The 21,664-nt window shown below is 53.1% G+C and carries 14 protein-coding genes; 8 read left to right on the top strand and 6 right to left on the bottom strand.

All coding sequences use genetic code 11. The features are described 5' to 3' along the window. Window positions 1-100 precede the first annotated feature (100 nt). Window positions 101-1,639, top strand: coding sequence for a Re/Si-specific NAD(P)(+) transhydrogenase subunit alpha (locus tag MXE41_RS02330; RefSeq protein WP_246977474.1), 1,539 nt, complete (start codon window positions 101-103; stop codon window positions 1,637-1,639). A 20-nt stretch (window positions 1,640-1,659) separates the two neighbouring features. Continuing rightward, window positions 1,660-3,165, top strand: coding sequence for a Re/Si-specific NAD(P)(+) transhydrogenase subunit beta (gene pntB, locus MXE41_RS02325; protein ID WP_246977476.1), 1,506 nt, complete (start codon window positions 1,660-1,662; stop codon window positions 3,163-3,165). A gap of 291 nt (window positions 3,166-3,456) precedes the next feature. On the opposite strand, the gene MXE41_RS02320 is transcribed toward pntB, so the two are convergent. The 3 genes from MXE41_RS02320 to cysZ form a co-directional block, all read right to left on the bottom strand. Next, window positions 3,457-4,002 (bottom strand): glucose PTS transporter subunit IIA, encoded by a 546-nt coding sequence (locus MXE41_RS02320; RefSeq protein ID WP_247099218.1) that lies wholly within the window; start codon window positions 4,000-4,002, stop codon window positions 3,457-3,459. Window positions 4,003-4,415: 413 nt separating this feature from the next. After that, the gene (locus MXE41_RS02315) at window positions 4,416-6,188 is read right to left on the bottom strand and encodes a putative PEP-binding protein (RefSeq protein ID WP_247099217.1); all 1,773 of its coding nucleotides are present in this window, start codon (window positions 6,186-6,188) and stop codon (window positions 4,416-4,418) included. 449 nt (window positions 6,189-6,637) lie between these two features. Further along, entirely contained in the window at window positions 6,638-7,432 is a 795-nt protein-coding gene (gene cysZ / locus MXE41_RS02310) for a sulfate transporter CysZ (protein ID WP_246977480.1), read from the bottom strand. 784 nt (window positions 7,433-8,216) lie between these two features. Between cysZ and MXE41_RS02305 the strand changes: the two genes are divergently transcribed. The 3 genes from MXE41_RS02305 (at window position 8,217) to MXE41_RS02295 (ending at window position 13,016) form a co-directional block, all read left to right on the top strand. Continuing rightward, a complete protein-coding gene (locus tag MXE41_RS02305; protein ID WP_246977482.1) occupies window positions 8,217-9,191 on the top strand; it encodes a cell division protein ZipA C-terminal FtsZ-binding domain-containing protein in 975 nt (324 codons plus the stop codon). Between the two features lie 380 nt (window positions 9,192-9,571). Further along, window positions 9,572-11,743 (top strand): NAD-dependent DNA ligase LigA, encoded by a 2,172-nt coding sequence (gene ligA, locus MXE41_RS02300; protein WP_246977535.1) that lies wholly within the window; start codon window positions 9,572-9,574, stop codon window positions 11,741-11,743. A 253-nt stretch (window positions 11,744-11,996) separates the two neighbouring features. Next, window positions 11,997-13,016, top strand: coding sequence for a LysR family transcriptional regulator (locus tag MXE41_RS02295; protein ID WP_247099216.1), 1,020 nt, complete (start codon window positions 11,997-11,999; stop codon window positions 13,014-13,016). 175 nt (window positions 13,017-13,191) lie between these two features. Here MXE41_RS02295 and MXE41_RS02290 read toward each other — a convergent pair whose 3' ends face one another. The 3 genes from MXE41_RS02290 to rnhA form a co-directional block, all read right to left on the bottom strand. Then, on the bottom strand, window positions 13,192-13,584 hold the full coding sequence (locus MXE41_RS02290) for a hypothetical protein (protein WP_247099215.1): 393 nt from the start codon (window positions 13,582-13,584) through the stop codon (window positions 13,192-13,194). A 394-nt stretch (window positions 13,585-13,978) separates the two neighbouring features. Continuing rightward, window positions 13,979-15,133, bottom strand: a complete 1,155-nt coding sequence (locus tag MXE41_RS02285; protein WP_247099214.1) for a lytic transglycosylase domain-containing protein — start codon at window positions 15,131-15,133, stop codon at window positions 13,979-13,981. Window positions 15,134-15,918: 785 nt separating this feature from the next. Continuing rightward, a complete protein-coding gene (rnhA, locus tag MXE41_RS02280) occupies window positions 15,919-16,383 on the bottom strand; it encodes a ribonuclease HI (protein ID WP_246977487.1) in 465 nt (154 codons plus the stop codon). A 1,370-nt stretch (window positions 16,384-17,753) separates the two neighbouring features. Between rnhA and dnaQ the strand changes: the two genes are divergently transcribed. The 3 genes from dnaQ (at window position 17,754) to MXE41_RS02265 (ending at window position 21,321) form a co-directional block, all read left to right on the top strand. Beyond that, window positions 17,754-18,680 carry a DNA polymerase III subunit epsilon gene (dnaQ, locus tag MXE41_RS02275; protein ID WP_246977488.1) on the top strand — a complete coding sequence of 309 codons (927 nt, stop codon included), beginning with the start codon at window positions 17,754-17,756 and terminating at the stop codon, window positions 18,678-18,680. Window positions 18,681-18,933: 253 nt separating this feature from the next. Further along, window positions 18,934-19,527: a D-sedoheptulose 7-phosphate isomerase gene (gmhA, locus tag MXE41_RS02270; RefSeq protein ID WP_247099213.1), complete on the top strand. Its 594-nt coding sequence runs from the start codon at window positions 18,934-18,936 to the stop codon at window positions 19,525-19,527. A 525-nt stretch (window positions 19,528-20,052) separates the two neighbouring features. Beyond that, on the top strand, window positions 20,053-21,321 hold the full coding sequence (locus MXE41_RS02265; RefSeq protein WP_247099212.1) for a sugar ABC transporter substrate-binding protein: 1,269 nt from the start codon (window positions 20,053-20,055) through the stop codon (window positions 21,319-21,321). Window positions 21,322-21,664 lie beyond the last annotated feature (343 nt).

Below are 21,664 nucleotides of genomic sequence, written 5' to 3'. Positions count from 1 at the left end.
ATGTTCAGATAAATCATCTTGCCAGCTGCATAACACTCAGTGTTGCCGAGTCAATGACTGTGGTAAGAAATAAGTAATCTTTATTTAACAGGAAAAAGCCATGCTGATAGGTATTCCAAAAGAGAGCTTGAAAGGCGAAACAAGAGTGGCCGCCACTCCTGATACCGTAACCAAGCTCATCAAGTTGGGCTTTGAGGTTGCAATCCAGACCAATGCCGGCGCCGATGCCAGCTTTGACGACGCTTCCTATAGCGCAGCGGGTGCAAAAGTTTTACGTGGTCGTGACGTTTGGCAAAGCGACATTATCTTCAAGGTTAACGCTCCAAGCGATGAAGAGATCAAGTTATTAAAGGAAGGTCAGACCTTAGTAAGCTTCATCCGTCCAGCTCAGAATCCTGATCTGGTAGCCAAGCTTAACGAGAAGAAGGTCAACGTACTGGCCATGGACATGGTGCCACGTATTTCACGTGCCCAGGCCATGGACGCCTTATCCTCCATCGCCAACATCTCCGGTTACCGTGCCGTTATCGAAGCCGCTCACAACTTCGGCCGCTTCTTCACCGGTCAGGTAACTGCTGCAGGTAAGGTTCCTCCAGCAAAGGTTCTGGTTATTGGTGCAGGTGTAGCCGGTCTGGCTGCCATCGGTGCTGCCAACTCTCTGGGCGCTATCGTACGTGCTTTCGATACCCGTCTTGAAGTAGCTGATCAGATCAAGTCCATGGGCGGTGAGTTCTTAAAGCTCAACTTCGCCAATGAGGACGGCGGTTCTTCTGACGGCTATGCCAAGGTAATGTCTGATGAGTTCATCAAGGCCGAAATGGAGCTCTTTGCTGCTCAGGCCAAGGAAGTTGACATCATCATCACTACCGCTGCCATTCCAGGCAAGCCAGCTCCACGCTTAATCTCCAAGGAGATGGTAGCCAGCATGAAGCCTGGTTCTGTTATCGTTGACCTGGCTGCAGGTACCGGCGGTAACTGTGAGCTGACTGTTGAAGGCAAAGTAACCACCACCGAGAACGGCGTAAAGATCATCGGCTACTCCGATCTGGCCTGCCGTCTGCCAGCTCAGTCCTCTCAGCTGTACTCCACCAATCTGGTCAACCTGGCCAAGATTCTGTGCAAGAACAAGGATGGCAACATCGATATCGATTTCGAAGACGTCATCCTGCGTAACATGTCTGTTACCAAGGGCGGTGAAGTTACCTTCCCACCTCCAAAGATCAGCGTTTCTGCCGCTCCAGCTGCTCCAGCTGCTGAGGCTGCTCCACCTAAGGTTGAACAGCGCCAGGTATCCGGCACCTTCAAGGCTTCCATGGCAGCTCTGGTTGTCATTGCCTTTGCCCTTATCGGTATTTTCGCTCCGGAGAAGTTCTTACCACACTTCACCGTATTCGTACTTTCATGTGTAGTTGGTTACTACGTCGTTTGGAACGTAACCCACTCCTTACATACACCGCTTATGGCTGTTACTAACGCCATTTCCGGTATTATCGTTGTTGGTGCCTTGCTCCAGATCAGCTCTGGCAGCTTCATCATTGGCCTGTTCGCATTCGTCGGCGTTCTCATTGCCTCCATCAACATCTTTGGTGGCTTTGCTGTAACACGTCGCATGCTCTCAATGTTCAAGAAACAGCAGTAAGGATCAGGAGATATTAAGAAATGGTAGCAGGTCCTATACACATGGCCTATATTCTGGCCGCACTGCTCTTTATTATGGCCCTTGCCGGCCTCTCCAAGCAGGAAACTGCCAAGTACGGTGCCTTATCAGGCATGATTGGTATGGCTATCGCTCTGTTAGCCACCTTTGCTCAGGTTGAAAGCGGCTTCGGCTTCCTGTTAATCATCGTAGCCATGGGCGTTGGCGCCGCCATCGGTCTGTATGTAGCCCGTCGCGTAGCCATGACCCAGATGCCTGAAATGATTGCTTTCATGCACTCATTCGTAGGTCTGGCCGCCGTACTGGTTGGCTTCAACTCCTACCTGGAGATCGGTGCCGTTGCTCCTGAGAGCGTAACCATCCCACTGGATGCCTCCCAGGCTACTATCGTTGCCCTGATGGATGCCGCCTCTCAGGCTGCTGCCAGCGCCGGTGGCGACCACGGCATGACTGCCGGTGAGATGAACACTCACCTGGTTGAGATCTTCCTGGGCATCTTCATCGGTGCTGTAACCTTCACCGGTTCCATCGTTGCCTACGGCAAGCTCAATGGCACTTACAAGCTGGCTGTCTTCAAGTCCGCTCCTTTAATGCTGCCTGGCGGTCACTTCCTGAACCTGGGTGCACTGGTTTTATCCCTCCTGCTCTTAATCTGGTTCATGGCTGCTGACGTACCACCAGTTCTGCCATTAATTCTGATGACCATTATCGCCTGCGCCTTCGGCGTGCACCTCGTTGCCGCCATTGGTGGTGCCGATATGCCGGTTGTTATTTCCATGCTGAACTCCTACTCCGGCTGGGCTGCTGCCGCCTCTGGCTTCATGCTCTCCAACGACCTCTTAATCGTTACCGGTGCATTAGTAGGTTCCTCAGGTGCCATTCTGTCTTACATCATGTGTAAGGCCATGAACCGCTCCTTCATCTCTGTTATCGCCGGTGGCTTCGGTAACGAAGGCGCTGCCGCTTCAGACGACGAGGAAGTTGGTGAGTACCGTGAGTTAAAGGCTGGTGAAGTTGCTGAGCTGTTAAAGAACTCTTCTTCTGTTATCATCGCCCCAGGCTATGGTATGGCTGTATCTCAGGCCCAGGCTGCTGTTGCTCAGTTAACTGAGAAGTTACAGGCCCGTGGCACCACTGTTCGCTTCGCCATTCACCCTGTTGCCGGTCGTTTACCTGGCCACATGAACGTGTTACTGGCTGAGGCCAAGGTTCCATACGACATCGTATTTGAGATGGACGAGATTAACGATGACTTCGAAGAGACCGATACCGTACTGGTTATTGGTGCTAACGATACCGTTAACCCTGCCGCTCTTGAGAATCCAAACAGCCCAATCGCTGGCATGCCAGTTCTTGAGGTCTGGAAGGCTCGCAACGTAGTTGTATTCAAGCGTTCCATGAATGCCGGTTACGCTGGTGTTCAGAACCCATTATTCTTCAAGGAAAATTCTTTCATGTGCTTCGGCGATGCCAAGAAGACCGTTGAAGATATCGTTGCCAACGTTTAACAGTTTCTGTTAACAGGTAACGGCGGCATGCTCCGCAAGGAGCATGTCCCAAAAGAAAAGGGCCGGATGTTTATGACATCCGGCCCTTTTCATTTGTGTCTTTCACAGCACTGCCCCTGCTGGCCGCCCCTGCGGCTGTGCATCCAGGTCAGGCGCCCGGGCAGCTGGCGCAGTCGCTGCGGCCCGCTGCAGCGGCGCTGTTGTATGGTGCTGCAGTGCAGCACAGGCAGCGGCAGCACACCAGAGATGCCTTGCAGAGCCGCTGGGCAGAGCGCGGTCTTTGCCCTGCTCTTATAACTGAGATTTCTTAAGACTTATCCACAGTACAGGGGTGTGACCGGCAAGGCACTTGCCAGTAGCATTGGTCACTCTGTCGATATCGCCTGAGCTGCGTATCACAATCATGGAGGTGATGCTGGACTTAAGGCGGTTGGACAGAATGCGTGGATCGGTGATGATAACAGGATCGCCCTTTTTGACGGCATCGCCGATATTTACCTTGGTGGTAAAACCATCGCCCTTGAGTTCCATAGACTCAACACCGAAGGTCACATACACCTCGATACCATCATCGCGGCGTACTGAAAAAGCATTCCTGGTAGGCAGAAGACGGGCGATTACACCGTCACATGGGGCCACAATGGTCTCACTTTCCGGAACTACGGCTACGCCCTCTCCCATTACCTTTTCTGAGATAACAATATCTGGCACTTCCTCCAGAGGCAGAAGGGTGCCGGTAACTGGAGCTGCCAGAGTAACATCGGCCTTGATGTCCTCTACAGGTGTTTCACTGGCTGACTGGCTGGCTTTTTTAAACAGCTGAGAAAGAAAGCCCATAAATCCATCCTTATCATTATTCCGGTGAGTTGATGACGCTCACTACTTTTTCTCTGTCAGATCATGATAACAGCAAATCAGCCTGCCCATAATCCTTTTTCTGGTATGGATGCCAGCACACACCGCAGCTGCCTGTCAGGCAGCAGGCCCCAGGCCTGCTGCCGCTTCACCTCCGTCCATTTCCTGCAGCATCTCCCATGCCCGCAGCCTCTGCAGATGCGCACCATGGTACCCGGCCATGGCGCAGCAAAACAAAGCCCTGAAGCTGCAGACCATATTGTCAGCATGCTTCAGGGCTTATGGAAACGACCTGCCGGTCGCCCGGCACTGCCAATGGGCATGTCAGGACGCCTGCGGCGTACCTGGCCGGTCGCCGGGACCTTGCAGGCCATGGCCATGGCTGCGGGTACGAGCTACAGGGTCAGCTTTTCGTTGAAAAGAATCTGCAGGTCGCGCGCTGAGGCCAGATCCATGATGCGATCAAAGAGCTCAGGGTCGTAATGAGGCTTGAGGCCCTTGTCGAGCAGACGCTGGATTTCCTTACGTATCCTGATAATGGAGGCTGAGTCTGTGGTGATATAGCTTACGCCCAGCGACAGGAAGAAAGGCATAAGCTCAGTACGCATGGCAAAGCGACCGGCCAGACCAACCTTTACCCCCTCGGCATTGGCAGCCTTACAGGCAATGGCAATCATCTTGGACAGAGCCGGGGTAAAGTATTCCTCTGGCGGGCGTGGAGCTGCGGCGTACTCGGCAAGCGAACTGGTGCCTATCATGAACATGTCACCATAGGAGGCAAAGCCACGGGCTGAGAGCACGGCAGCCGGAGTCTCAATCATCAGCCCCACCTTGCAGCGGCCAATATCTCTTTTTTCGGAGCGCAGCTCGGCTCGGGCCTGAGAGAGCAGTTCATTTAATGAGCGGGCTTCGCTGATGCGGGTAATAAGAGGGAAGACAATATTAATCTCACGTCCTGCTGAAGCCAGCAGCATGGCGCGCAGCTCATTTTTCAACAGACGGGACCCTACCTGAGCGCCGTACTTGCGCAGCGGTCCGGTCACGTCCATATCAAGGGTAAACAGCGGACGCTTGTCGCCTGCAAAGTCAAAGGTACGGGCAGTCAGAGGAGCATCAGCAGGTATTCTGTCAAAGACTGACTTGAAAGCAGTCACCATCTCCTCAACTGTAGGCTCATGATGGAAGTTGAGGAAAAGGAACTCAGAGCGCAGCAGACCAAGGCCATGATTGAAATGCTGAGCCAGTCGGGCAATATCACCTACTGCGCCCATGGAACCGGCAACAGTTACGGAAAGATTGTCAGTACTGCCATCGTCTTCCTCAGCAAAACGATCCTGCTGGGCAATGATGGCGCTGGCTGTGTCTTTAGGTGGCTCAATGAGAATGGAGCCACGGTTGGCATCTACCAGAACAAGCTCGCCACTTTTAATGGTCATGGCTCCCTTAACGCCATAGACGGCTGGAATGCCCAGATCACGCAGCACTGTGCCCAGATGGCCTGAGGCCTCACCGGCCTCCAGAATTACAGCCCTTACCATGTCGGTACGCAGCGACAGAAACTCAGCCGGAGACAGGTCACGGGCAATTACCACGGCTGGCTCAGGCAGATCAGGCATGTCTACTGCCTGCTCCTTTGGTGCGGCAATGGTGGAAATAAAGTCACGCATCAGCGACTTGATTTCACGGGCACCAAGCTGCATCTCCCAGTCATCTTCGTAATCATCACGGGCACGCTGTTTCTGAGCGGCCTTATCAAGGGAGCTGTCATCAGTTACGCCTGAGAGCGAGGTGCCGTGCTCCTCTTCATGCTGACGTACGGCGTCCTCAGCAGGCTGGGTAAAACGGATAATCTTGGGAATCAGAATCTCATTGGCCGCATCAAGAGCAGTACGGCCATCGAAAATCAGGCCGTCGATATCCTTGATGTTATTGCTGTTGGTTATATAGGAAGCAACGGCGCCAAAGAGATCACGCACACGGTCAGGCACTGTGCCGGATGCTGCATTATTGAGCTTGTTGGCAAAATCGCGGCTGGCCTTGCGGTATTTGAGACTCTCCTCACTGGCACTGAATGTGGCCACCACATCTAATGTCTCTTCCCTGGTATCAGGCACAATGACGAAGGCCCGTCCCTGACTGATGCCTTCAGATACCGTAACTCCTGACATGGTATACATTTGAACAGCTCCAATGTGTTGAGTGCAGTTTATCTGCGCTGTAAGCGCCACAGCCATATGCTCTGCAGGCAGTTGCAGGCCACCTGGCCTGCAGCCATTGATAACAGCGGACAGCTAAGATAAATAAGGTGATGCAGCCCATGGCAGGTGTGCGCTGAATACGCCATAAGGGGCGTATAAACGGGCTGAAGATAGTTAGACCATATTACTTGAGACAGGGGCAGTTAGCCATATCAGTACGCCCAAATTTGAGCTGACCTGCACGATGCCACTAAGCACAGGCTCTCTGTCATCTTGCAGGGCAGTCTAATCACTCTCAGCCCACAGGGCCACAGGGCGACAGCCGTCGCCGGGCCCGGTCACGCCAGCAGGCCCGACCGGTCAGCCAGGACATGTAGCGTGGCTGTGGCAGTGGCTGTGGCCGGGGCTGCGGTCAGCGCTTAGCGACCGGTGTTATCCATGGCGGCATCGAGGGTGAAGCGACTCTGGATATCCACATAGTAGCGGGTACCTGCGCAAACGGCTGCTGGTGGAATCAGCAGGTTGAGGAATGGAATGGTCATGGCAAGGGAGATGATGGCTCCGAGGAAGAAGGTGGTCATACGCTGCTGGGCCAGCTCCTTGCGCATCTGAGCAAAAGGAATCTTGTGATTGTCGTAGGCATAGTCCACGTACTGGACGCACATCATCCATGCTGCCAGCAGGAACCAGCAGATTGGAGCAATGATGTTGAGTACAGGGACAAAGGAAATGATCAGGCATACCAGCACACGTGGCAGATAAAAGCCCAGCTTTTGTAATTCGCGCTTGATAATACGTGGTACATCCTTGACTATTGCGCCAAGGCCCTCATCAGCACCGGCAGCAAATGGAGCACCGCGAATTACGCCTTCGGCCTTTTCAGCCAGCATGCCGTAGAAAGGTGAGGCAATAATGGTAGCCACAGTAGAGAAGATATAAACAAAGATAAAGCCCATGGTGGCAGCAAGGAGCACCCATAACAGATAGCTCAGGAAGCTCAGCCACTGAGGAAGCATGCCCAGATACTCCTGGAGCACTGAGTGAATCATCTGTACGGCAAAATAGCCACCGGCCATGAGGACAATAAAATTGATGATGATAGGAATAATTACAAAGAGACGGCACTCTTTGGAAAGAGCCAGCTTCATGCCCGAACCAAGGTAGCTCACTACTGAAAAAGGATTAATTTCCTGATTGGCTCTGTCTTTAATCATAAAAGTCCCCTGTTTGTTGTGCCCTTAATGACACTGCTGGAGGTGGGAAAAGCCCGGCTCCATGCTGATACAGCTCTGCAGCGTCTGTCATGGTTTCATGGCCTGTGCCGCCCTGGTTTCCGGGTAAAGATATTGTAACTGTGAATGATAGCCTGAATTATTAAGCTCTGACTTAGGCATACGGCTTTGCAATTCACAAAATGACCATTTTTCAGGACAACCTCTCCATCTGCATCAGCCGCCAGGACCAGCCTGTCTCCTGCCATTCACCATGCCTGCAGGACCAGCCTGTCTACTGCCATTCACGCTGCCTGCAGCGCGCGCACAGATGCCCCTGCGTAGACACTGTGCCCTGTCATTGCGATAAATGGCCGACTCCACGAGCTTTTTCCCAGTACAGCCGCCGGCGCACTGAGCATGAGCACGTTGGCAGAGGCTCTGCCCGGCTGTCTGACATGTGCCGCCTGGCAGGTCACAGTGATGCGCATCCAGCTCAGGCATAATCATAATGCATATGACGCATCAAAGGGCGGCCGCATGGGCCTGAGCGGCAATTATGACTAATTCTATCCTAAGTAAGATTCCTTAATTTTCAGTATAATTGTGGGTTAACCCGCGCTGAACGTCATGTTCTGAGCAGGATCCTTATTCATCTGCGAACGTGTGACCTCAGATATTCAGTCACTGCAGCTGAAAACTGTATGCAATGAATCCTGACCGGCGTGGCATGTCAGGTTATTTATATGCCTGTCATTGAGAGCCAGATTTTACCCAGGGGTGTTTAATGTCCTCCTTTACCGAACCCAGTTCCATTGTTTTAATTGTTGGTGCAGTCTGCATTTTCATCTTTATTATTCATGGTCTGTGGTTTTCCGGAAAGCCTCAGAACCGCAAGCTCAAAAAGGATAATCAGCGCGATCAGGAGCTGAGCAAGTCCAGCAATGTGGGCAAGGTACGTATTGTTTCCACCACAGTTGAAGATAGCGCAGGTGATAGTGAGGTTGATCTCAACATTGGCAAAATCAACAAGAGCAGTGCTGCTCCGGCTCAGAGCAGCAATGTGCGCCATATGTCTTTACCTGAGGGCTTTGACGACGGCTACCGTACCCTGGAAAATGCCGCATCCATCAGCGTCAATCAAAAGAGCCGTGCCCCGGCCAGTGCTGATGAGCTTGCTTTCAACCAGATGAACCGCAACCAGCTGCCACAGGGCGGCAACAGCAGTAACTGGAGCATGCAGGCTCAGGGTCAGGCTCAGAGCAGCTATGGAGCCCAGGGACACAATGCCTTTGGTCAGCAAAACCAGCAGCAGGCCTCAAGAGCCCCGCTTTCTGTTTATGAACTTATAGTCTCAGCCGGCCCTGACCGCGTCTTTTCTGGCAATGACATTGAGGCTATCTGCAATCAGTACGGCTTCATTCAGGGCTTCATCAAGGACAATCTCAAGATCTACTTTGTTTACGAGAATGCAGCTACCAAGGAAAATGAAGTTTTCCGTATCTGCTCAATGGAGGCTCCTTACTACTTCCCTGAGAACATGCAGGATTACAAGACCTCCGCTATTGCTCTTTACATGAGTCTGCCTGAAAGAGGCAAAGCCTTTGCCTACTTCAAGGCTCTGCGCATGGCTACCGAAATCTTCATCTCCCAGCTGGGCGGACAGATTCAGGACCAGCACCGCAATCCACTCAATGCTGAGCAGCTTGATGCCATTGCGGCCGAACTGCAGAACTACGACAGCGGCATTCACAACAACTGATTACAGGCGGCTGCCGCGCTGTCTTACAGAAAAAAGCACTGCCCTGATGGCAGTGCTTTTTTCATATGTAAACGGCAGGGCCTGCCTTGCGGCCCTGCCCTGCCCCTTTGCTGTCATGGCGACAAGCTGCGCCACAACGACAAGCCCCGCTACGGCCGGGCAACCGGCCGGGCAGCCGGCCGGGCAGCACAGCTGCCGCAGGGCTGTGATGCTGTGCATTTGCGGATAATCATATTCATCAGACAGTATGCCCCCATTCGGGCACTTGAGTTTGCAGCTGCAAACATATAGCCTTAGTGCATTGAGTCAGGCCCTGTGAGGCTTAATATTTTCAGATTAGAGGGACAGACATGACCGACCTTTTATCAGTCATTGAAAATATGCCGGAAGATACCAGCCGCGAGCATTACCGCAAGCTTATTGATCAGCTCAACCGCTATGCCCGTGCCTATTACTATCTGGACAGCCCGGAAGTACCTGATGCCGAATATGACCGCCTCTATCACGAGCTTGAGGCCATTGAGAACGCAACAGGCTATAAGGATCCTGATGCCCCTACCCGCCGTGTAGGTGATGCCGTATCCAATGACTTTGCCCCTGTGGCTCACCGCATACGTCTGATGAGTCTGCGCGATATCTTCAATGACAACGAGCTCAGTGACTTCAATGATCGCATGTTTGAAGCTGAGGGCCATGAGGTCGAGTACTGCTGTGAGCCCAAGCTTGACGGCCTTGCTGTCAGCCTTATTTACGAAAAGGGCGTTCTGGTAAGAGCGGCCACCCGTGGCGACGGCTCCACAGGTGAGGACATTACAGCCAATGTAAAAACCATTAAGAGCATCCCTCTGACCCTGCATCTGGCAAGTCAGACCGGCAGTGCCAAAGCTGCTGTCGATACTGCCTTCCAGGCTGAGCGTATCCCTGATTACCTTGATGTTCGTGGTGAGGTCATCATGCCACGCGACGGCTTTGCCCGCTGGAATGAAAATGCCCGCGCCAACGGCCAGAAGCCATTTGCCAATCCGCGCAATGCCGCTGCCGGCTCTCTGCGTCAGCAGGACTCCCGCATTACTGCTACCCGCCCTCTGGATTTCTACGCCTACTACATAGGTGAGTGCATTATCGATGCTGACAGCAGCGCTGAAAATGCTGTTGAAGGCACATCCTCAGGACTGCCTGATACCCAGTTTGGCCGTCTGCAGTACCTAAAGAGCCTGGGACTGCCAGTAAATGAACTGGTCGAGGTATTAAACGGTATTGAAGGCCTGCGCACTTTCTATGAGAAAACAGGCAAAACCCGCCCTGATCTCAACTACGATATTGACGGCGTAGTACTCAAGATCAATGACATTGCCACTCAGATTGAATTTGGCGCCACCTCCAAGGCCCCACGCTGGGCTGTAGCCTACAAATTCCCTCCTGAAGAAGAAATGACCCGCCTGCTGGCCGTGGACTTCCAGGTAGGACGCACCGGTGCCATTACTCCTGTTGCCCGTCTCCAGCCTGTCTATGTAGGCGGTACCACCATTTCCAACTGCACCCTGCATAACGAAGAGGAAATTCGCCGTCTTGATATCAAGGTAGGTGACATGGTCATTGTGCGCCGCGCCGGTGACGTTATTCCTCAGATTGCAGGCGTGGTCAAGGACAGACGTGAGGGCGCCGAGCTCTCTGAGGTTGTCTTCCCTGCATCCTGTCCTGAATGCGGTTCTGCACTTGAGCGTGTTGGTGATGAGGCCGTATGGCGCTGCACCGGCGGTCTGTTCTGTCCCAAGCAGCTCAGTCAGGCAATTGAGCACTTTGCCGAGCGCGAGGCCATGGATATTGATGGTCTGGGCGGCCGCATTGTTGAGGGCATGATCAATCAGGGCATGATCAAAAATGTAGCTGATCTCTATGTTCTTGATGAAGAAACGCTTTCCAAAATGACCATCGAGACTCCGGCTACTGACACTGAGCCAGCAAAGCAGCGTCTGCTGGGCAAGGCTACTGCCAAACGTATCGTGACTAACATTCAGGAGTCACGCAAGCGTCCATTAAACCGCTTTGTTTATGCTCTGGGCATTCGTGAGGTAGGCAGCTCCACAGCCAGACTGCTGGCCTCCTACTTCCGTACTGTCCAGGAACTGATGCAGGCTACCCCTGAGCAGCTTACTGCCATTCCTAACATTGGCAATGTTGCAGCCCGCCACATCATCGACTTCTTTGCCGAAGAGCACAACCGTACTGTCATTGACCGTCTGCTCAATGAAGCTGCCCTTGAACTTCAAGAGTGCCCTCAGGTCAGCGAAATGAATACCGATGATCTGCCTTATGCCGGTAAGACCTTTGTACTCACCGGTACTCTTGAGAAGCTCAAGCGCAATGAAGCCAAGGAGCTGCTGGAGAAACTTGGTGCCCGGGTATCAGGATCAGTGTCAAAGAAAGTGTTTGCCGTAGTAGCCGGTGAAGCCGCCGGTTCCAAGCTCACCAAGGCCAATGAGCTGGGTGTGACCGTCTACTCTGAGGACGATCTAATCGCACTGCTGGCTGAGCACGGCATCACTGTCTAATCTGCTGCCCACAGCTCTCCTGGTGCCGCACGGAGCCTGCAGCGAGCCTCCAGCAGGCATGCTGCAGCCATGCGGCCCCGGAGAACCATGGGAACTGCACCTTATTTTTCCTGCCCTGCTGGCACTGCTGAAGCTTGCAAGGACAGAGCTGCTGCAAAGCAGCCTGTGCCATTGATCTGTCACTGCAGGCGCAAGCATGGCCACGGTCAGCCTGAAATCAGGCCGGACCTGAACATGCCCATACTGGTCAATCATGCAATTTCATCAGTTACGCTATTTCATTTCTCTGGTAGACAGGCACAGCTTTACTGAGGCGGCCCGGGAATGCTTTATTACCCAGTCAGCTCTGTCCCAGCAGATTAAAAATCTGGAGCAGGAGCTTGAAGTGGTTCTGGTAACCAGAAAGGGACGACACTTCAGCGTAACCCCTGCAGGCATGCTTCTGTACGAGCGTGCCGTAAAGCTTACTGCCCAGGTGGAAAGCCTTGCCGGACAGGTACAGCGCGTCCACCGCAACTCAGGCTCCACCTTACGCCTTGGTCTGCTCTCCTCCATGGACTGCTCTGACCTGCCCGAGCGCCTCATGGAGCAGGTAACCAACCGTACCGGCTTTGAACTGTCGCTGCAGTACGGCAGTCATGATGAGCTCTATGAGCTTTTTGGCTCAGGCGCTCTCAATGCCTTTATATCATGGGAAAGCCGCCTCAATGCTTCAGACTCCTTTACCAAGGCCCGTCTGTTTGCAGCTAAAACCTATGTGGAAATTCCCCGCAGCATTGAAATGCCTTCCCGTCCGGGCAGCAAGCTCAAGGTAGAGGCCGTCCGGCTCGGCGATTTTAAAATCGCCATGGTCTGCGATGAGGAACATCTGCCTGACGAGCAGTATGCAGTGAGCAACATGCTGGGCATAGACCTCAACTCATGCATCAGCGTACCGTCAGTGCATGAGGGCCGCCGGATCATTCAGCAGCATGGCCGATGCGCCATGATTGTCGATCGCAGTCTGATGCGAGGTGATGCCAGCACCTATCACAAGGTGCACCGCTATGAAATAGTAAGCGAGGGCAAGGCCATCAAACGGCCTCTGTGCTGCTATGCCCGCCGCAACCTCAACCCTGAGGATCTCAATGAGCTGTGCACCATTGTCATGGAGCTGGCTCAAAAGCGCGCCACCGGCGAAGATCTGCGTCCGGAAATCATTACTGTCGACAACCAGAACCAGGCAAACACCACAGCAAGGCCCGACTTCAGCCGCCGCCAGTTCCCAATCTGACCCGCCCAGCCGCCCCGCGCCTTACATGGCCGCAAAAAAGCCCGCAACTGAACCTCAGCTGCGGGCTTTTGTGTTTGTACATCAAGGCCGGGCCTGCATCGGCTGCGGCCAGGGCCAGAATCTCATCATTGCAACCCCGGGACTGGTCCGGCACGGACCAGCCCCGGCGGCGCGTTCAGCCCCTGAGAACCTGCACGAAATCACGGGGCAGAACAATATTGTCCACCTCAAGGGCGCGCGCAAAGAGCGGGGCTATCTGACTCACGGCAAAGCCGGCAATGCCGCATCCAATACGGGTGACCAGAAAGCACAGATCAGGATGATCACGGGCATAGTCGATAAACTCATCGACATAAGGGGCAATGGCATCAGGGCCGCCATGCATGGTAGGTATGGCATAGCACTGACCCTGCATGCCCACACCATGGCCCATTACGGCGCCAAACTTCCTGCAGGCAATGTATGCAGCTCCCCCACCGTGCATGCCCTGCAGATTGGAGCCAAAAACAAATATCTCGCCCGGAGCCAGCTCCGAAATCATATCAGGTGTGTACTCATAACGCTTCATATTAATCCCCCTTATCCCATCCCATCCCATCCCATCCCAATTCCTGACCGCCCTGACTTCAGACGTACAGGCCAGCCGCCGCAGGCATCTGCGCTGCACAGCTGCACCGGGCTGCCGCCTGGTGAAGGCCGCCAGATCCATGCAGCTGGTGCAGCGCGGCGGCGCTGCGGACCGGAACGGTCCGGATGGCTGTCAGAAACGGTTCTGTCTGGCAGGTTGAAAAAAGGTCCGGAGGCTGAAGCCCACGGACCTTTTTAAAGTATCAGAAAATTTAAAGACTGCTGAATTGTGGAGATATCAGTGATACCAGCGCCGGTTGCTAAATCGGCACTGTGGTGATACCAGCGCCGGTTGCTAAATCAGCACTGTAGTGCTGTCAGCGCTGATTGCAATATCAGTTGACATTGCTGCCCTTGGCGTGGTCAACATTGACACTGGTCAGCTCATAACCAGGAGAGGAGATGAAGACCTTGTGACCAATAGCCTTTTCAAACTGCCAGGCATTTTCTGATGGAACCAGCAGACCATGGTTCTTGGAGCTGATAAGTGAGTCGGTTAAATATCCGGCATTGAGGTGCTTTAAGACCTTGATGTCGACACCGGACATACGGGCAGCTTCAGTCATGCTGGCTACGCGGCCGGCAACCTGAACGCGTCTGAAAGCTACGCGGTTATCGACGGCTGGGTGCTCTACACCAAACTTCTCAGGATTCTGGAGAATTGCAGCATAGGCCTTAAAACGCTTTAAGTAGGTACGGCCGCCTTTGGTGAGCTTGATGGTTTCGGCAGTAATGTTCTTAACACCATTGGCTCTGGCACGACGAATCAGCTTCTTTACGCCAAACTCGCCCTGATTGTAGGCCACCAGGGCCAGATCCCAGTTATTGCCCAGCTGCCTGTACAGGTGCTCAAGGTAGGTCAGGGAGGCCCGGGTTGAGGCTACGAAATCATAGAACTCATCATACTTGTCATTAACGGAAAGACCGAAGCTCTTACCGGTACGACGGGTAAACTGCCATGGACCATGGGCATTGGCATGTGAACGGGCACGGTTCTTAAAGCCGCTCTCTACCAGAGGTACGGCCGCCAGTTCAGCAGGCAGGTTACGGGCCTTGAGCTCGGAGAGCAGGTAGTGCATGAAAACCTTGCCACGTCCCATGTGAGATTCAAAGGAGCGGGCCAGAATGCGGGCTTCCTTGCGCTCGGCATCATTGAGATCAATCTTCATGGTGAAACGGCTGCTGTCAAAAAGATCGCTCTTCCACAGGGAGCCGTATTCCTTTGAGGAATTGTAGTAAGGATCTTCAAGTACCACAGCAGCAGCAGTCATGTCTGCGCTCTTGCTGTGTTCAGAGCTGTTGTCGGAGCTCTTTTCAGATGAGGAGCTGTCAGAATTGTGGTCTGCAGAACCGGACATGCTCTGGACATCCGGTGTTTTTTCGACCATGGTCTCTACGGCTGCATTGTTATTACGATCGCTGGAGCAGCCAGAAATGATGAGTAAAGAAAATAAGGAGCTTAATAAGACGGTAAAACTCTTATGAATCATTCCACTTCGCCTGGCATAAATGCCAATTGTTAAACACGCAGAAGGCGCTCAAAACCGAAGATACTGAAGACGTATTACATCCATTGATGCACTGACGCATGCAGAACTGGTCCCCGGCCGGCGTGAGCAACAGAACTCATTGCCGTGAGGCCTGGCGGTCAGCTGCACTTTCCAGAAATGATCAGCCCGCACCGGGCTGCAAGTTTCACCTTTCTGAAGCAGCGGCTAACGCACTGTCGTGCCCGTCACCTGTACGCAGTGAACGTACAGACCAGCCCTGCAGCACAGGGCAGACAGCGCACAACGCAAAAGGCTTGTAAACACAATTTGCGGTGAACAGGCGATTAACGCTAGGCATCAGTTCCTGTTCTCAGCTGGAATATTTTGTGATCTTACTCAAGCTTTTGAACATAAATCGGAAAAATTTTCCGACAGTCGGAAACTTTTACCTGACACTTAACTCTAAAAGTACAGGACTTCTGGAAATAAAACTGACCAGTGCTCCGTAAGCTGCTTGACGATGTCGGCAAAACAGATGACACAGCATTACCGGAGCTATGCATTCAAACCATTTGTGTGATAATTATGCAGCCGCAAAGGCGCATACAAATGGCTAATTGTCCAGAAAAACTCTCTCAATCTCGACAGGCCTCATGGCCAGGTCAGATTCATATAAGGGCAAGCGTTCTGCCTGCCTCATTTCCCTTGTTACCCTTCCTGAGAATGACTCGACAACTGAGCCTACCTGCGCCAGCTGTCAGCACTGTCATGCCCCTTGCCCGTTGCTAAGGCCGGGAATCATCCTTCTGTAATGCCCTTTTGTTTCTGGAAGCTGCACTGCGGGCCAGCTCGTCGCAGCGCTCGTTTTCGCTGTGACCGCTGTGTCCCTTTACCCAGTGCCACGTGATTTCATGCTCCGCGCTTAAAGAGTCAAGCTGCTTCCACAGATCAGCGTTTTTAACCGCCTCACCTGTTCTGGTAATCCAGCCATTTCTCTTCCATCCCCTGATCCATGACTCAATGCCGTTTTTGACGTACATGCTGTCAGTGGTCATATGGATGTGGCAGCGCTCTACAAGAATCTGCAGGGCAGCAATAACGGCCATTAATTCCATACGGTTGTTAGTCGTATTGACATAGCCGTTTGACAGTTCCTTGATGTGCTCCCTGTATTTCAGGACTGCACCATATCCACCCGGGCCGGGATTGCCCAGACAGGAACCGTCGGTATAAATGTAGATTTCCTTCATCTCAAACGCCGTATTTGTGGTAACTGTAAGTCTGTGCCTGCAGCATGAGACCTGCGAACAGGAACAGCAAGGTACAGCGCAACAGCGTCTTTGACAAGACCTGAAGGTGCCTTAACATCCTGTCCTGATTCCTCATTGACGCAGCTGTTACCACATCAGTGATGGACTTTGGCCAGACGATGCTAAAGGCACACACATTATAACAATTAAGCAATGCAGCTCACGCCGTAACACATTTACAATGCTTACAAATATGCAACTATGAATCTTGCTTAATGGCACGTAAATATCGCATTTTTGTAAGGCCGGGCACTTGTATATCAGTAATATCTATACAAGATACATAATCCCCGTTCTGACGGCGACCTCGGGCTGCCATGCCGGCACAGAGACATGATTTTATGCGCAATCTGAGGACAAAACACCCCCAAACGATAAATCTTCGTCATAAATCTCCCGGCAAAAAGAGCGTATTTACGGGATTTTTGATTTACCCACTGCACCAGGCAGGTCACCTGGAGCCCCTTTTAACCCCTCTCTGGTATACAAGAGTGAATATGGATAAGCGGCGGTTCTATGCAGCCTGACTTAAACACCTTAATTTATAAACTTACTTAACTAATACCCGCAAAAGCAAAACATATAGATATTTGCGGATCTTTATTTCACAGGCAAACACAAAAAGCTGATAAACAGGCCATTTGTCTCATGCAAAAGTCACTTTTTCGCATCAATTTGATAAATTTTCTTTAACCTGGCCATGTCAGCATACAAGTTACCCCCCTTTTACCCTCATATACAACCGTATTGAATGTAATTTTTGCAAAACCAGGCAAACAGACCACCCGAACAGCCCTCCCGAACAGCCCAATCCGCCCCAAACTGCACTCAAAGCTCCCCTGCCACGCAGCCAGCCGGGCACGCGCCCCATGCATGCAGACCGCACGGCCCCAGAGCAGCTGCCCACGCTCCCCCTGCCACCAGAGCACACACATGCAGCCGTCCACATAAAGCCCCTGAGCGCACGGGCGCCGGAGCCGACCCAGCACAGCCATGGCCTCAGTGGCCTAGCCTTGTATGGCAAAGACAGCCAGTCAGGTCAGGCCGGGCAGTACATGGCCTGCCCCTGCCTGACCATGCCCATGCCCATTCCTGCCACATCCCTGCAGGGAGAGAGAGTTGCAAAAATGGCGGAGTGGAGCCCGGTATTTTTCACAATGTCCCTGCAATGGGTTAATATTTGTGCATTGATTGCTGAGGCGGCAGTACGCTCCGCCCCGTATACCTGCTGACAAGTCATCAGCTGAGTGTCATGAGGGGCCGGAGGGATACGCTTCAGGGAACGTGGACCTTATTTTCAGGAAAGGCAGATGTTAAGACAGGTAGCACTGGATACCGAAACTACAGGCAAGTCTGATGACGGCACTCCAGGCGATCACAGAATTATTGAAATTGGCTGTGTGGAAATCATAGACCGCCGCATTACCGGTCGCGAACTGCAGGTCTACATCAATCCTGAAAGACCGGTAGATGAGGGCGCTACCAGGGTTCACGGCATGACCTGGGACGACCTCAAGGACAAGCCGCTGTTTCGTGATATTGCCCCTGAGCTTATCGACTTTATCCGTGGCTCGGAGCTGCTCATTCACAATGCCAAGTTCGATACCTCCTTCCTGGATCGCGAATTTGCCCTGATGGGACTGAATGAGACCACAGCCTCCATGGCCTCGGTTACCGATACTGTGGCTCTGGCCCTGCGCCTGCACCGTGGTATTCAGGTAAATCTCGATAACCTCTGTAACAAATTTGGCGTCAGCAACAAGCACCGTGTTCAGCACGGCGCTCTGCTGGACGCCCAGCTTCTGGCTGAGGTTTATCTGGCCATGACCGGTGGCCAGACAGGCTTTAATCTGGCCATGGAAAGCAATGCCATGGAGGGATCACGCTGGCGCCGTCCTGAGGGCTTTTGCTTCAAGGTCATGCCTGTTGAGGTCTCACGTCATGCCGTACATGTCGATACCATGATTGACCTTGCTCAGGGCTGTAAAACAGCCGTGGTTAACGAGCAGCAGATGGCTGGCAGCAACTGGAGCCGTGAATACGACATGCCTTATCTGGAAAAGGGTAAGGAAGAGAGCAAGGGCGATTACAAAAAGCGACTCAAGGAGCAAAAGAGCGAGATTATCTCCCGCCTGCTCTCACAGGCTGAGCTTGATGCCCTGGCCCGCGCCAAAGAGGTTGACGGCGCTGCCTATAAAGAATGGGAAGACCGTGTAATGGGCCGTACCCCTGTTTAACTCAGGCACCGCTCACCGACAGTCCCGGCCCGGGCCCATCGGCCCTGCGTGCCGACCAGGCCTGCCGACCGGGTCTGCTGACCATATCCCTGCCGGCCGGTCCTGCTGACCGTGTTTCTGCCGACCGTGCCCGCCGACTGGCCTGCGGCCGGTCCTGCAGCAGGCGGCCCGGGGGCTGCCTGAGCGCAGTGCTCTGTCCGGGCCGGTTCTTGCTCTGCCGGACCTGTTTATGATTAGTGATTGAGGATGTTCTATGGATAAGCTTTCTTTTAACGTCATGGATGATCTCAAAGAGTCCCAGGCTGTGCTCTCAGGCTTCATCGAAGCCCCTGATACCAGAGAGCTTATTGAAAAGGGCATTGAGATGATGGTTGATTCCATACGTGCAGGTGGCAAAATCATCAGCGCCGGCAACGGCGGCAGCATGTGCGATGCCATGCACTTTGCCGAGGAGCTCACCGGACGTTATCGCCTCAACCGCCCGGCCCTGCCAGCCATTTCCATTTGCGACCCATGCCATATCACCTGTGTGGGCAATGACTACGGTTTTGATTATGTCTTCTCACGCTTTCTTGAGGGTGCCGGTTTTAAAAATGACGTTTTCCTTGGTATTTCCACCTCAGGAAACTCCAGAAACATTATTGAAGCCTGCCGCGTCTGCCGTGAAAAAGGCATTAAGAGCATCTGCCTGCTGGGCAAGGATGGCGGACAGCTCAAGGATCTGTGTGATCTTGCAATCATAGTCCCTCACGAGGGCTATGCTGACCGCGTGCAGGAAATCCACACCATGATTATCCATATCTTCATCAGGGGCATGGAAAACCTGCTCACTGACAGGCGTTCCTGAGTTCTCACCACACGGCGCCCGATGCTCGGCGCACACGCCACACGACACTCGATGCACGGCGCCTGATGCACGCCGGGCCTTATAGACCGCTGGCGTCCTCCCCTGGCAATTAACCACAGGCCCCGACCCGGCAAAAGCTGAGTCGGGGCCTGTTGCATCTGAACCTGCCCACGACAGGCAGGCTGCAGGCTTTAACAAGAACGCATGACGCAGCGCCCTGCGCTCCGGCGTGTATGGCACCGGAGGCGGCGCGCTGCGTGGCACGGGCACGCTGCGTGCCTGTTACCGGGTGCGTGCACACTGGTTACGTACCGGGCCGCAGTGCTTACTTATGAAAACGATTGCTAAAATGAGACATCAATCTCATTATGGCATTAGCACAGTCCTGTGCAGGCACGCCCCCTGTCAATTTGTCCTATAATTTCACAGTGTCCTTGTCCCTGCCGTTGCTGCTGTCCGCTCCAGAGGAAGCTTGCTGCTCAGACTGAGGTCAGGACAGTGTGAATTGTCATTGAGGATTGAGTTATGAGATTAAAGTCTGTTATTGCTGCCCTGATCGGCTCAGGTGTTATCGTGGCTTCTTCAGCCATGGCTGCTCAGACCCAGATCAAGGTCTGGTGCTGGGATGACCACTTCAATGTACCGGCTGCCCGCATGGCTGCCGAGCGCTATGAAGCACAGCACCCTGACGTCAAGGTCAAGGTTGAGTCCATCGGTCAGCCAGACATCATTCAGAAACTCAATGCCTCCCTTGGTGCCAAGAACACCCGCACTCTGCCAGATGTAGTGCTGATGGAAGACTATCGTGTTCAGAACTTCCTTATCGGATATGACGGCTTTATGAAGCCACTTGACGGCAAGGTTGATGTCTCAAACTTCGTAGACTACAAGACTGCCGCTTCAAGCTATGATGGCAAGCACTATGGCGTACCATTTGACTCAGGTGTAACTGCCACTTTCCTGCGTATCGACCTCTTTGAGAAGGCCGGCTACAAGCTTGAGGATCTTCAGGACATTACCTGGGACAAGCTCATTGAAATGGGCAAAAAGGTAAAGGAAAAGACCGGAACCTACCTGTTTGCCTATGACCCTAGCGATCTCGGCATTGTCCGTGTCATGATGCAGTCAGCAGGCTCCTGGTACACCACTCCTGATGGCAAGAAGGTAAATCTTGAGAACAATGCCGCTTTCCGCGAGGCTCTGACCATTCTCAAGAAGATGCAGGATGAGGATCTGGTTACCTACTACAACGGCTGGAACCAGCTGCTGGCCACTTTCCAGCAGGGCGCTGTATCCACTGTTATTCAGGGCTGCTGGATTACCCCTTCCATCGAGGCCAGCAAGGATCAGGCTGGCAAGTGGCGTGTTGCCCCTCTGCCAAAGCTCAGCACTGTGGAAAATGCCACCCACTACTCCAATCTGGGCGGTTCCCAGTGGTATGTTAACAGCTACTCCAAGAAAGCCGACATTGCCATGGACTTCTTAAAGGAAACCATGGCCGGTAACGAGGAGCTGCTCAATGATCTGGTACCACGCATTTCCCTGGTAAATGCCCTCAAGGACACCTCAAAGATCACCAATTACGACAAGGCCAATGAATTCTTTGGCGGCCAGAAGATCTACAACATGTTCGCCGAATGGAACAATCAAATTCCTGCCGTAAACTATGGCCCTCACACCTATGCCATTGAGTCTATCTGCACCGAGGCCCTTCAGCGCGTCCTGGGTGGCGATGACATCGATGCTGTACTCAAGGATGCCCAGGTAAACGCAGAAATGCAGATTGGCCTGTAATTATCAGCCCTGCGCCAGGTTCATTCAGGCACCTTGCTCATGGCGGCTGCAGCTGCAGCCGCTCATGAGCCGCCACGGGGACAGCCCGGTCGCATAAAACGCACTCAGGGCGCCCAGGGCAAAGAAGGCTGCGGGCTTGCAGCCCGCGCCCTTTAACGAAAAAGACCAGTACTTCCCTGGGGAGGTACTGGTCTTTTTCTTTGTCAGCTGTGCATGAGCAGTAACTGTAAGTCATGACCGTGCATGCAGCCTGGCTGCCGGACCGGGCATAGGGCCTCAGGGCATTCAGGTTTTTTTAAAAAGCCCTGTTCCCCTTATATATTCACATGCCACAATATATCTT

The sequence above is a fragment of the Anaerobiospirillum sp. NML120449 genome (genome assembly GCF_023051105.1).
In the GTDB taxonomy this organism is placed as follows: domain Bacteria; phylum Pseudomonadota; class Gammaproteobacteria; order Enterobacterales; family Succinivibrionaceae; genus Anaerobiospirillum.
The sequence above is the reverse complement of the archived record's forward strand: the minus strand, read 5'-3'. Positions and strand labels throughout refer to the sequence as shown.